Annotated in this window: 6 protein-coding genes; 5 read left to right on the top strand and 1 reads right to left on the bottom strand. The window is 67.2% G+C overall.

Annotated features, from left to right (window positions below; all coding sequences use genetic code 11):
* The first annotated feature begins 116 nt into the window (after nucleotides 1–116).
* The 5 genes from GBA63_RS02520 to GBA63_RS02500 all read left to right on the top strand — a co-directional run bounded on the left by GBA63_RS02520 (nucleotide 117) and on the right by GBA63_RS02500 (nucleotide 13158).
* On the top strand, nucleotides 117–839 hold the full coding sequence (locus tag GBA63_RS02520) for a response regulator transcription factor (protein WP_207957041.1): 723 nt from the start codon (nucleotides 117–119) through the stop codon (nucleotides 837–839).
* A gap of 3 nt (nucleotides 840–842) precedes the next feature.
* On the top strand, nucleotides 843–1619 hold the full coding sequence (locus GBA63_RS02515; RefSeq protein WP_166173179.1) for a sensor histidine kinase: 777 nt from the start codon (nucleotides 843–845) through the stop codon (nucleotides 1617–1619).
* Nucleotides 1620–1750: 131 nt separating this feature from the next.
* Nucleotides 1751–6184, top strand: coding sequence for a PAS domain S-box protein (locus tag GBA63_RS02510; RefSeq protein ID WP_166173177.1), 4434 nt, complete (start codon nucleotides 1751–1753; stop codon nucleotides 6182–6184).
* Between the two features lie 96 nt (nucleotides 6185–6280).
* On the top strand, nucleotides 6281–12220 hold the full coding sequence (locus GBA63_RS02505; protein WP_166173175.1) for a PAS domain S-box protein: 5940 nt from the start codon (nucleotides 6281–6283) through the stop codon (nucleotides 12218–12220).
* Complete coding sequence (locus tag GBA63_RS02500) at nucleotides 12217–13158, top strand: diguanylate cyclase domain-containing protein (protein ID WP_166173173.1); 942 nt, start codon at nucleotides 12217–12219, stop codon at nucleotides 13156–13158. The genes GBA63_RS02505 and GBA63_RS02500 overlap by 4 nt, the downstream gene beginning before the upstream one ends.
* A 118-nt stretch (nucleotides 13159–13276) precedes the next feature.
* Here GBA63_RS02500 and GBA63_RS02495 read toward each other — a convergent pair whose 3' ends face one another.
* Nucleotides 13277–13672: a response regulator transcription factor gene (locus GBA63_RS02495; protein WP_166173166.1), complete on the bottom strand. Its 396-nt coding sequence runs from the start codon at nucleotides 13670–13672 to the stop codon at nucleotides 13277–13279.
* Nucleotides 13673–13708 lie beyond the last annotated feature (36 nt).

Genomic DNA, 13708 nt, shown 5'->3' with positions numbered 1-13708 from the left:
GGGCCAATCCGGGCATCCGGCGCCCACCGTTAAATGCTGGTTAAAAGACTGAAGCGTGGGGAGGCGACGTTTATACTTCGGTTTGTCCGGGTCCGAAGAGCGGGAGAGGGCACGTTTTGGCGACGAGTGTGGCGGAGATCCTGATAGTCGAGGACGACGAGGTCATCATGGGCACCCTCGCCTACAACCTCTCCCGGAGCGGCTTCGGGGTGAGCCAGGCGACGACGGGGGCCGAGGCGTTGCGGATGGCGAGAAAACTGAGGCCCGACCTTATCCTTCTGGACATCATGTTGCCGGGAGAGTCCGGGATAGAGGTTTGCGAGCGTATTCGGGAGCGGGACCAGGGCGTGATGATCGTCATGATCACGGCCAAGGACGCCGAAGAGGACAAGGTCCGCGGCTTCGAGGCGGGCGCGGACGACTACGTCACCAAGCCGTTCGGGATGAAGGAGCTCGTCGCCCGCATAAACGCGAACCTGAAGCGGGGCGAGACGGGCGGGCGCGGGAAGCTGATCGAGGCCGGGGACTTGCAGCTGGACACGAAGAACTTCACGGCCCGCGCGGGCGAGGAACCCCTGGATCTGCGCCTGAAGGAGTTCGAGCTTCTGGCGGCGCTCGCCTCCACACCAGGGGAACTCAGGAGCCGGGAGGATCTGGCAAAGGAAGTCTGGGGTCACGCGGGTGTCGGGTCTTCGCGCACCATCGACGTGCACATACGCCGCATAAGGGCAGCACTCGAGGAGAAGAGCTCCTACGAGTACATCCACACGGCGCGGGGCCTCGGCTATCGCTTCGAGGCGAGATCGAGGACCGGGTCGCCGGCCGGCAGACCGGGGTAGCGGGTGGCGCTGGAGAGGCACGATCCACCGGCAAACGGGTCGGCAAAGCCCACCACCAGCCCCTTCAGCCCAGACGAGCTGCAGCGGGTCAACAAGATCCGGCGCGACTTCGTCGCGAACGTCTCCCACGAACTCAAGACCCCGGCCACCAGCCTCAAACTCCTCGCCGAGAGCCTCGAGGAGAGCCTCGACGAGGACCCGGTCCAGGCGCGACTCTTCGCCGCCCAGCTCAAGAGAGAGACCGAGCGCCTCGCCAACCTGATCACGGACCTCCTCGATCTCGCCCGCCTGGAGAGCCAGGAGAGGACCGACTACCCGACCCTGGTGGACGTGCGCGGCGTCCTCATGACCGTTCTCTCGGGCATGAGAAGGGTGGCCCGCAGAAAGGATATAACCCTCCAGTGGAAACGCTTCGGCAAGGCCGCCCGCTACACCGTCCACGGAGACGAAACCCAGCTAACCTCTATGTTCACTAATTTAGTGGATAATGCCGTCAAGTACACGCCGTCCGGGGGGCGGGTAGAGGTTACCGGGGGGACCGAGGGGGGTGAGATCGTCATCAGCATCGCCGACACGGGCATCGGCATCCCGGAGGGGAAGCTCTCGCGCATCTTCGAGCGGTTCTACAGGGTCGACAAGGCCCGATCCAAGGCGACCGGCGGGACGGGCCTCGGCCTCTCCATAGTCAAGCACATCGCGGAAAACCACGGGGGCCGGGTGACCGTCGAGAGTGTCCCCGCAGAGGGGACCACCTTCACCGTCTACCTTCCCCGCGCCTAGTCCCCGGCGCGCCCGCTCGCACCCGACGTTGCGTATATAATTCTTCGCGCGCTCGGGAGGGACCACGCAACAGATGCTCCGGGAGCACGATGATTCTCGCGCGGGGCGGCGAGCAGAACTGAGGGGAAAGCATGTCGATAACAAACAGGTTGCGGCTGGGGTTCGGGGTGCTGATCCTGCTATTCGTCGTCGCCGGGTTGTTCACGATCGTGAGCGAGAGGATCGTCGAGCGGAACCTGAGGGAGATAGCGGAGGTCGAGGAGCCGACGCGCGCCGCCTCCTTCGAGATGGAGATCAACGCGGTCGAGATCAGCCGCAACGTCTTCGCCTACCTGGACACGGACGACGGGCGCTACTTGAGCCGCATCGAGAGCGACCGGGCCGATTTCGAGAAGTTCCAGAGGCAGCACAACGACCTGGTGGAGAGCCCCACGGGCCGGAGGCACGCCGAGGAGATGGGCCGCCTCTACGACCGTTACATCGTCCTCGTCGAGGAGATCGTGCGGAAGAGCGATCAGGGTAGTGACTCCCTCTCCGAGAGCGTGGACGAGTTCTCGCGGGTGCAGATGGAGATGGACGACCTGCTGGACGACGAGATACAGCCCTGGACCGCCCGGCAGCTCTTAGAGGCCGAAGCCGACGCGCGGGCGGCGATAAGGGGGGGCCAGATCTCGATGGCCTTCCTGCTCCTCGTGGGCCTCGTGCTCGGGCTTCTGGCGGCCGGGGTGATCGGTGGGAGGATCATCCGCTCCGTCCGGAAGCTCCGTGAGGGGGCAAACAGGATCGGGCGCGGCGAGTTGGACCACCGCATAGACCTCCGCTCGGGGGATGAGATCGAGGAGGTAGCCGTCGCGTTCAATCGGATGGCCGAGCGCCGTCAGGAGGCAAACGAGGCGCTGCGGCGGGGTGAGGAGCGCTTCCGGCAGCTCTCCGACGCGGCCTTCGAGGGCATCGTCATCAGCGAGGACGGTCGCGTCGTCGAATCCAACCGGGCCTTCGCCGGGATGTTCGGCTACGAGCCGGATGAGGTCGTCGGCATGAACACCCTGGACTTCACGCTTCCCGCCTACCACGACATCGTGCAGGAGAACACGCTCTCTGACTACCAGGAACCATACGAGATCGAGGGCGTCAGGAAAGACGGCACCACCTTCGACGTAGAGCTTCGCGGGAGGTCCTCCTACCACAGGGACCGCACCGTCTACGTCACGGCGGTGCGCGACATCACCGAGCGCAAACGGTCCGAAGAGAAGCTCAAGAAGAGCGAGGCGCGCACCCGGGCCATCGTCGATACCGCCACCGACGCCATCATCACCATGACAACGAACGGCCTGATCCGCTCGTTCAACCCCGCCGCCGAAAGAATCTTCGGCTACCCGACCGACGAGGTGATCGGCCAGCCCCTGCGAATGCTCATGCCAGATCGCTTCCGGGGCTCGCACGAGGCGAGCTTCCGCGCCTACCTCGAGGGCCGCGAGGCGCGCGTGGTGGGCAGGGGCGCGGTGGAGTTGGCAGGCCTGAGAAAAAACGGCGAGGAGTTCCCGCTGGACCTCTCGCTCGGGGAGATGCGCGAGGATGGAGACATCCTCTTCACCGGCATCATCCGCGACACCACCGAGCGCAAGCGCGCCGAAGAAGCGGTAAAGGAGAGCGAACTGCATTTCCGGACGGTGACGGCCAACGTGCCGGTAGTGCTCTTCGCCACGGACAGCAACGGTGTCTTCACCTTCGCCGAGGGAAGGGGGCTGGAGGCTCTGGAGATAACACCGGAAGACCTCGTCGGCCGCTCCATCTTCGAGATCTACGCCGAGGTGCCGGAGATCCTGGAGAGCGTCGGGCGGGCCCTCTCCGGGGAGACCCTGACGACGACGATACCCGTGAACGGTCTTGCCTACGAGACCATGTACTCGCCCATGCTGGACGACGGGGGCGAAGTGACGGGCGTCATCGGCGTCGGTGCCGACGTCACGGAGCGGGTGCGGGCGCAGGAGGAGATCCTCGAAAAATCCCGGTCCCTGCAGGAGTTCAGCTCCGACCTCCGGCAGCTGCACCGCGTGAGCACGAGCCGGTACGACTCCCGGGAAGACCTCTTCGCCGACTATCTCAAGACCGGGCGCGAGATCTTCGGCCTCCCGACCGGGATCATAGCCCGCATACGGGGCGAGGAGTACACCATCCTGGCCGTCGACTCGGACGAGCTCGACCTCGCGCCGGGGCTGGTCCTTGAGTTGAACCAGACTTACTGCTCTGCGGTCGTCGAGTGCGGGGCTACGGTCTCCTACGACCGGATCGGCGAGATAGACGGCATGAACTCCAACCCCGTCTACCTGTCCTCGAACGTCGAGTCGTACATCGGCTCGCCCATACGCGTCAACGGCGAGATCTACGGCGTCCTGCTTTTCAGCTCCAAAGAGCCGAGGGAGCGGGGCTTCCAGAGCTTCGAGCGCGAGATCATCGAGCTGATGGCCCAGAGCATAGGTCGCGTGATCTCCGAGCGGCGCGCGGAGAGGGAGCTACGGGAGGCGAAAGAGATCGCCGAGGACGCCAGCCGGGCCAAGAGCGAGTTTCTGGCGAACATGTCCCACGAGATACGCACCCCCATGAACGGCGTCATCGGGATGACCGACCTCCTCATGAGCACCGACCTCGACGCGGAGCAGAGGGAGTACGCGGAGATCGTGCGCCGTTCCGGTGAGAACCTGCTGGCGATCATCAACGACATCCTGGACTTCTCCAAGGTCGAGGCCGGACAGATGCAGGTCGAGGTCATAGATTTCGACCTGCGCCTGGCCGTCGAAGACACGGTCGCGCTTCTCGCCGAGCGGGCCCAGTCCAAGGGCCTGGAACTCGCCAGCCTGATCGAGTCCGGCCTGCCAACGTCCTTGCGCGGCGACCCGGGACGTATCCGGCAGGTACTGACGAACCTGATCGGCAACGCCATCAAGTTCACCGAGAAGGGCGAGGTCGTCCTGAAGCTCACACCGGTAGAGGAGTCGGCGGACGAGGTGTTGGTCCGCTTCGAGGTCACCGACACCGGCATCGGCATGAGCCCCGAGCAGCGGGAGCGCCTCTTCTCGGCCTTTACCCAGGCGGACGCCTCGACGACGAGGCGCTACGGGGGCACGGGCCTCGGCCTCGCCATAAGCAAGCAACTCGTGGAGCTCATGGGGGGCGAGATAGGCGTACAGAGCGAGCCCGGCGCCGGCAGCACGTTCTTTTTCACGCTGCCCTTGCGCAAGCAGATGGGCCCCGTCGAGAGGCCGAAACCGCTCGCCGACCTGCGGGGGCTGCGGGTGCTGGTGGTCGACGACAACGCCACCAACCGCCGCATCCTGCACGAGCAACTCGCCTCCTGGGAGATGCAGAACGACGAGGCCGGCGATGGGCCGCGGGGGCTCGAGATGATGCGCGCCGCCGCCGGAGGCGGACGCCCCTACGACCTCGTTATCCTGGACATGCAGATGCCCGGCATGGACGGCATGCAGCTCGCGCGGGAGGTGAGGGCCGATCCGGCCGTCGCGGGGGCGCGGCTGGTCCTGCTGACCTCCATGGGCTACAGGGGGGAGGGCGACGCGGCCCGCCGCTCCGGCATAGACGCGTACCTGACAAAGCCGGTGAGGCAGTCGGAGCTCTACGACGTGATCTCCACGGTCATGGGCGCCCCGCAGGGGACCGCCCCCGACGAGGAACCCGGCCTCGTCACCCGCCACACCCTGCGCGAAGAGAGGACCGGCAACCGCTCACGCGTCCTCCTCGCCGAGGACAACCCCGTGAACCAGAAGGTGGCGATCAGGATGCTCGAGAGGCTCGGCTACCGCGCGGACGTGGCAAAGGACGGCCGCGAGGCGCTCTCCGCGCTTGCCAGGGACGGCGCCCACGCTTACGCTGCCGTGCTCATGGACGTTCAGATGCCCGAAATGGACGGCTACGAGGCGACCGCCGAGATCCGCCGCCGCGAGGCGTTGGAAGCGTACCAGCGCGCCGCGCACGGCGAAGGTTCGGCGCGCCAGATCCCGATAATCGCCATGACCGCCAACGCCATGCAGGGCGACCGCGAGAAGGCGATAGGCGCCGGCATGGACGACTACATCTCCAAGCCCGTCCGGCAGGAGGTCCTCGGCGAGGTCCTCTCCCGCTGGGTGCCGCGGGAGCCCACGGGATCCGAAGACCCCGCCGCGGGTGGCGAGAACGACGCGGCCGCCGGTCCGGTCCTCGACGAGGGCGTTCTGGCGGGCCTGCGCGAGCTACAGGGGGAAGGCGAGCCGGACATCCTCGAAGAGCTCGCCGGGATCTTCCTGGAGGACGCGCCAGGGCGCGTCGAGGAGATCCGGTCGTGCCTCGAAAGCGGCGACGCCACCGGCGTGGAACGGGCCGCCCACACGCTCAAGGGCAGCGCGGGAAACATGGGCGCCACCAGAGTAAGCAGCCTCGCCTCGGTGCTGCAAGACGCCGGCGGCGAAGGCGACCTCTCGGACGCGCCGCGGCTCCTGGGGGAGCTGGAGCAGGAACTCGACCGCGTTCGTGGCGCGCTGGACGCGGAGCTCTCGAAGAACGGGGGCGGGTGATCCTTGCCCCACTTCGGGACGTACACGAACGACGGCACGATCTTTCGCGACGCGGCGAACCGTAGAGAGGAACGCCGCGCGGGGGGAGCGAGATAGATGTCGTCGAGCGCCGAAAACATGCCGGGCCCGCCGGGGAGCCACAGGGGTCGGGCGCTCGCGCTGGTCGCCGCGTTGCTGGTGCTCACGGTAATATCCGCCATCGCCATCGAGAGGCTCTACGAGTATTCTTTCGGTTACCTCCGCACGCAGAGCGAGTTGACCTCGCTGAGGGGCGCCCTGAACACCCAGGAGGCCCTGGAGTACGAGGCGATACAGGACAAAGAGGTCGGCCCCAACACGGAGCAACGCACCCGAGAGGCCCGCGGGCGCATGCTAGACGCTCTCGACGCCCTCGAAGCGCGCGACTTCGACGAGGACTCGCTGGCGCGGCTGAGGAGTTCTACCAGCGACTACACCTCCGCCGTAGACGAGGAGTTTCGGCTCATAGAGGCGGGGCGCGTCGGGGCGGCCGAGGAGTTGAACGGGAGCCGGGTGGACCCGATCAGCGAGTCGCTCGACGGCTCGCTCGCCGCCCTGCAGGCCGAGTACGATGGTCTCGCCCGCCGGTCGGAGATGGTCGCGGATCTGGGCACCGCCGGCATCGCCCTGCTCGCCGCGCTGGCCGGGATAGCCGCTTTCGCCCTGTACAGCCGGGGGCGTCGGCGGTCGCGGGAGGTGCTCCGCCACAGCGAAGAGAGGTTCCGCTCGCTGGTGCAGAACTCCTCGGACATCATCACCCTGGTGGACGAAAACGGCAACATCCGTTACCAGAGCCCCTCCATGCGCAGGGTTCTCGGCCACGAACCCGAGGAGAGGGTCGGCAAGAACATCTACGAGACGTCGCCGGTCCACCCCGAAGACGTCGAGAAGCGCAACGACCTCGTAAAGCGGGCGATCGAGGCCGGTTCGGACGCGGAGACGATGGGTACCGTGAGGCTGCTCGGGCGCGACGGTTCCGTGCGGCACACCGAGTACACGGTGACCAACCTGCTCGACGACCCGAGCGTCGGGGGCATCCTCATCAACTGCCGCGACATCACGGACCGCGTGGAGGCCGAGGGTCTGATCCGGGAGAGCGAGCGCCGCTACTCGGCCCTGCTCGCCAACACCCCGGCGATGGTCTACCGCTGCCTCAACGAGCCCGACTGGCCGGAGATGTTCGCCAGCGATTACGCCCTGGAGCTGACCGGCTACCCGCCCGAGGATCTCCTGATCGGCGGCGGGGTGCGCTTCGGCAGGCTCATCGTCGAGGAGGACCGGGAGAGGGTCTGGAGAGAGACGCAGGAGGCGCTCGAAAAGCGCGAGCGTTACCGGTTGCTGTACACGCTCGTTCACCGGGACGGCACCCTCAAGCGGGTCGAGGAGTACGGCCGGGGCGTCTACGACGAAGAGGGCAACGTCCTCGCCATCGAGGGCCTCATCTACGACGTAACGGAGCGCGAAGAGGCCGCGCGGCGGCTGGCGGAGGCCGAGGACCTGTTCCGCTCGGTGGTCGACAACTCCTCGGAAGTCATCAGCATCTGCGACCCCGACGGCACGCTGCGCTGGACCAACGACACCTTCGAGAGGGTCCTCGGCTGGAGCCCGGGGGAGATGATCGGGCGCAACGTGCTCGACTACGTCCATCCCGAAGACCTGACGGCCGTGGTCGAGAGGACCGCCGAGGCGCTCGAAGGCGGGCTCGAAAACGGCGAGGTCGTGCGGAACACGGCCCAGTATCGTTTCAGGCACAAGGACGGCTCCTGGCGCTGGATGGACGCCCACGGCGCCTACATGATGGACCATCCCCGCGTACGCGGCGTGCTCGTGAACGCCCGCGACGTCACGGCGCGCAAGAGCTCGGAGGACCGCCTGCGCGAAGCCGAGGCCCGCTACCGCGTCCTTGTCGAGAACGTGCCCGCCGTCGTCTACGTGCAGGACCTGAGCAACCCCAGCCGCACCACCTACATAAGCCCGCAGATAGCGGACATGCAGGGCTACACGGCGGAGGAGATCCTTGCCGACGGCGAGCACTGGGCCAGACGGCTCCACCCCGACGACCGCGAGCGGGTGCTCGCCGAGGACGAGCGCACCAACGAAACCGGCGGGCCCTTCAAGCTAGAGTACCGCCAAATCGCCCGCGACGGCAACGTGATATGGGTGCGCGACGAGGCGGTCCTGGTCAGGGACGAGGACGGGAACCCCATGTTCTGGCAGGGCGTCCTCCTGGACGTCACGGACCGCAAGCGGGCGGAGGAGAGGCTGTCCGAGGCCGAAGCCCGATACCGCACGCTGGTCGAGCACATCCCGGCCGTCACATACGTGCAGATGCCGGGCGAGGACGGTGAGCCTGCCCCCACCGTCTACGCCAGCCCACAGATAGAGGAGCATACCGGCTACCCGCCGCGGGCGTTCACGGAAGACCCGACGCTCTGGGTGAAGATCATCCACCCCGAGGACCACGGACGGGTAATGGCCGAAGAGGTGCGCACGGAAGAGACCGGCGAGCCCTTCAGGGTGGAGTACCGTATAGTCAGGCGCGACGGGGAGATCGTCTGGATCCGCGACGAGGCGGTGCTCGTGCGTAGGGACGACGGCTCCCCCCTCTTCTGGCAGGGAGTCCAGATAGACGTCACGGACCGCAAGCGGGCGGAGGAGGCGCTCAGAGAGAGTGAGGAGGCCGCCCGCCGCGGGGAGGCCCTGGTTCGCCTTCTGGGGCAGGTGGCGACCGCCGCCAACGAGGCTTCCAGCGTCGAGGACGCCATGCGCATCGCTCTGAACGGGGTCTGCGCCTTTACTGGCTGGCCGCTCGGCCACATACACCTGCGCGACGGGAACCACGCGCAGCTCGTCCCGACCGACCTGTGGCACGACGACGACCCGGGGCGGTTCGAAGCCTTTCACGGGGCGACCCGGGCGACGCGCTTCGAGGCGGGCATTGGCCTGCCGGGGCGGGTCCTCGAGAGCGGGGAGCCGGTCTGGATCTCGGATTTGGAAGCGGATGAGTCGTTGCCGAGGTACGAGCAGGCGCGGGAGAGCGGCATCAGGGCAGGGTTCGCCTTCCCGGTGCTGGCGGGCCGCGAGGTGACCGCCGTGCTGGAGTTTTTCTCCACGGAGATCACCGAACCGGACGAGGGGGTGCTCGAGCTCATGACCCAGGTCGGCACCCAGCTCGGGCGCGCGATCGAGCGCTCCCGGTCCACCCGGTCTCTCGAAGAGAGCGAGGCGCGCAACCGGGCGCTGGTCGAGACGGCCTCCGACGCCATCGTCTCGTTCGGCCGGGACGCGAAGATCCTCTCCTTCAACCCGGCGGCCGAGCGTATCTTCGGTTATCCGGCCGACGAGGTAGTTGGTAACTCCCTCACCCTGCTGCTGCCCGAGGGCGCGCGCGAGGAGATAGCGGGCAACCTGCACGTCCTCTGGACGGAGCCGGATCTGACGGTCTTCGAGCACCCCATGGAGACCACGGCCCGTCGCAAAGACGGCTCCGAGTTCCCGGTCGAGGTTTCGCTTTCCAGGACCGAGCGGGGCGACGACACGCTGTTCATAGGGCTCGTGCGCGATATCACGGATCGCAAACAGTCAGAGCGGGCCCTGCGAGAGAGCGAGGAGCGCTACCGGCTGGTCTCCCGCGCCACCAACGAGGCGATCTGGGACAACGACCTCAAGACCGGCACGCAGACGTGGGACGGCGCCGTGGAGGAGATGTTCGGCTACGCCCTGGAGGAGATCCCGAACGACGGCTCGTGGTGGGAGGAGCGGATCCACCCGGAAGACAGGGAACGGGTTCTCTCGGGGCTGGAGTCGGTCCTCGCCTCCGGCACGGACGCCTGGACCGACGAGTACCGCTTCGGCCGCAAGGACGGCACGTTCGCCTCGGTCGTGGACCGCGGCTACGTCGTGCGCGACCGGGGGGGCGCGCCGACGCGCATGATCGGCTCGATGCTTGACGTCACCGAGCGCGCGCGGGCCGAGGAAGAACTGCGCGAGGCCCGCGAGGCGGCCGAGGCGGCGAACCGGGCCAAGAGCGAGTTTCTGGCGAACATGTCCCACGAGATACGCACCCCCATGAACGGCGTCATAGGCATGACCGAGCTGTTGCTGGATACGCCGCTCTCGCCGGAGCAGCAGGAGTTCGTCGAGACCGTGCGCCTCTCGGGGGAGAACCTGCTGGCGATCATCAACGACATCCTGGACTTCTCGAAGATCGAGGCCGGCCAGATGCGCCTGGAGACGATAGATTTCGACCTGCGCGCGGCGGTGGAGGACGTGATGGCCCTCTTCGCAGGCCGGGCCCACAGCAAGGGCCTGGAACTCGCCAGCCTGGTCGAGTACGACGTCCCCACGGCCCTTCGCGGCGACCCCGGACGCATAAAGCAGGTACTCTCGAACCTGGTGAGCAACGCCGTGAAGTTCACCGAGAAGGGCGAGGTCGTCCTGCGCGTGGAGAGGTCCGGAGACTCCCCCGACGAGGCTGACAGAATAGGGGTGCGCGTCTCGATCCGGGACACGGGCATCGGCATGGCGCCGGAGCAGCAGCGGGGCGTCTTCGAGTCGTTCTCCCAGGCCGACGCCTCCACCACCCGCCGCTACGGGGGCACGGGCCTCGGCCTGGCCATAAGCAAGCAACTCGTGGAGCTCATGGGGGGCGAGATAGGCGTCGAGAGCGAGCCGGGGGTGGGCTCCACCTTCTGCTTCTTCCTGCCCCTGCGAAGACAGCCGGCCGGCGCGCAGGCCACGAAGCCCCGCGCCGACCTCCACGGCCTGCGCGCCCTGGTCGTGGACGACAACGCCACCAACAGGAGCATCCTCGCCCGCCAGCTCTCATCCTGGGGCGTGGAGTCCGCAAGCTCGGCGGACGGGCCGGACGCCCTCAAGGAGTTGCGCGGCGCGGCCGGACGCGGAGACTCCTACGACCTTGCCATCCTCGACATGCAGATGCCCGGCATGGACGGGATGGAGCTCGCCCGGAAGATAAAGGAAGACCCGACCCTCTCCCCCACCAGGTTGATCCTCCTGACCTCCGTGGGCCAGCGCGGCGACGGGGAGGAGGCCAGGGACGCGGGCATACACGCTTACCTGACCAAGCCCGTCCGCCAGTCCGACCTCCACGGCGCCTTGGCCGCCGTCATGGGCGGCGTCCGGGAGCCCGACCAGAAGGAGGCCCGGCTCGTCACCCGCCACACCCTGCGCGAAGAGAGGACCGGCAACCGCGCCCGCCTCCTCCTCGCCGAGGACAACCCCGTGAACCAGAAGGTCGCCGTCAGGATGCTGGAGAACATCGGCTACCGCGTGGACGTCGCCCGAAACGGCTGCGAGGCCGTCGAGGCCATCTCCCACGCCGATCCCGAAGCCTCCTACGCCGCCGTGCTGATGGACGTGCAGATGCCCGAGATGGACGGCTACGAGGCGACGGCCACGATACGCCGCCGCGAGCGCGAGGCCGGCGACGGCCGGCGCGTCCCGATCCTCGCCATGACCGCCAACGCGATGGTGGGCGACCGCGAGAAGGCCATCGAGGCCGGCATGGACGACTACCTCTCCAAGCCCGTCGGGGCAGAGGAGCTCGCGGCGGTGCTGGCCCGTTGGGTAGTGGAAGATACGCCGGAGGCAACCTCGGGGGCGGCGTCCGGCGCCGGAGACCCCGAAGGCTCACCGGCGTCGGAGCAGACGCCCCTCGACCCGGACGTACTGAAGGTCCTGCACGAGCTCGGCGACCCGGAGTTCTTTTCCGAGCTGATAGAGATGTTCCTCGAGAACGCGTCCGAACACCTCCGCGACCTGAAGCGGGCGGCCGGGAAGGGTGAGGACTCGGCCGTGGAGCTGGCGGCGCACGCCCTCAAAGGGAGCGCCGCCAACATGGGGGCCCGGCGAATGAGCCAGCTCGCCTCCCGGTTGCAGGCCGCCGGGGCCACCGGCGACCGGGATGCCGTGCCCGGTTTGATCGACCGATTGGAAGAAGAGCTCGGGCACGTGGTGCCGGCCCTGAAAGAAGAGAAGGAGAAGAACGCCTCTTGAAGATACTCGTTGCCGAAGACGATGCGGTCTCCCGCACCATCCTCAAACGCGCCGTCGAGAAGCTCGGCCACGAGTGCCTCGTCGCCGAAGACGGAAGGTCGGCGTGGGAGACCTTCTGCGCACAGCCCTGCGTCGACGTCATCATAAGCGACTGGATGATGCCGGACGTCGACGGTCTGGAGCTCTGCCGGATGATCCGGGAAGAGGAACGCGGCGCCCGGGGCCGCGCGTACACCTACTTCATCTTCCTCACGGCGCTCGGCGACAGGGACCACCTGCTAATGGGCCTCGAAGCCGGGGCGGACGACTACCTCTCCAAGCCGCTCGACCGCGACGAGCTGGGGATGCGCCTGATCTCGGCCGACCGCGTGACCGAGTTGCACCGGAAACTCGCCTTCCAGAACGACGAGTTGGAGAATCTGAACCGGATGCTCTTCGAACAGTCCAGGCAGGACCCGCTTACCCGTCTTGGCAACCGCCTGCGCATGCGCGAGGACCTCGAAGTTCTCCAGAGCCGGGCGGAACGGTACGGCCACGACTACGCGGTGGTCCTCTGCGACGTCGATTTCTTTAAGGCCTACAACGACCGCTACGGGCACCTCGCCGGCGACGACGCCCTCCAGAAAGTCTCACAGACGATCTCCGCCAGCCTGCGCGGCGGGGACACAGCCTACCGCTACGGCGGGGAAGAGTTCCTGATCGTCCTCCCCGAACAGTCCGTGGAGATGGCCGTCGGTATAGCCGACCGCCTGCGCCACACGGTAGAGGACCTCGGCATCCCGCACGAATCGAACCCCCCGGGCAACGTCGTAACCATCAGCGCCGGCGTCGCCGCCTTCTCCTCCGCAGGCGCCCCCGACGACCTGCTCAAAGAGGCCGACGCCGCCCTGTACGCCGCCAAGAGAGCCGGCCGAAACCGCGTCTCGACGGGTGAATAGCTGGTCAGCCTGTCAGCACTTCTTTTTGCTGACAGGCCGAAGCGTGCTGAGAGGCGCGCAGCGCCGGGCTGAAAGCCCCCGAAGGGGGCGTGCCGCGCGGAGGCGAAGCCGGAGCGCGCTAGCGTCTCGCGCGCCAGAGGGCGGTACGGACGCGGGCGGCGAGTTCGTCGGGGGAGAAGGGCTTGGTCACGTAGTCGTCGAGGCCGGTTTCGAGGCCCTCTATTATGTCCCGTTCGCCCTGGCGGGAGGTCAGCATGATGACCGGCAACGAGGCAACGGCGGCGTTCTGGCTCTTCCTCACGTTGCGGACCAGCTCCAGGCCGCCGACGCGGGGCATGAGGCTGTCCGTGATCAGGAGGTCGGGTATGTTCCCGCTCTCCAGGATGTCCAGCGCTTCCTGCCCGTCCTGGGCCTCGGTCACGTCGTAGCCCAGGCCCGTCAGCTTCGCGACCACGATCCGCCGCACGATGCGATCGTCGTCCGCCGCCAGGATCTTTATCCCGTTTGTGTCCAACAGATCCGTCACCTCGCCGAGTGCGTAAGCCTACTT

It is taken from the genome of Rubrobacter tropicus (assembly GCF_011492945.1).
GTDB classification, from domain to species: domain Bacteria; phylum Actinomycetota; class Rubrobacteria; order Rubrobacterales; family Rubrobacteraceae; genus Rubrobacter_D; species Rubrobacter_D tropicus.
Note: the sequence above shows the minus strand (reverse complement) of the source record. Positions and strands in the feature narration are given on the sequence as shown.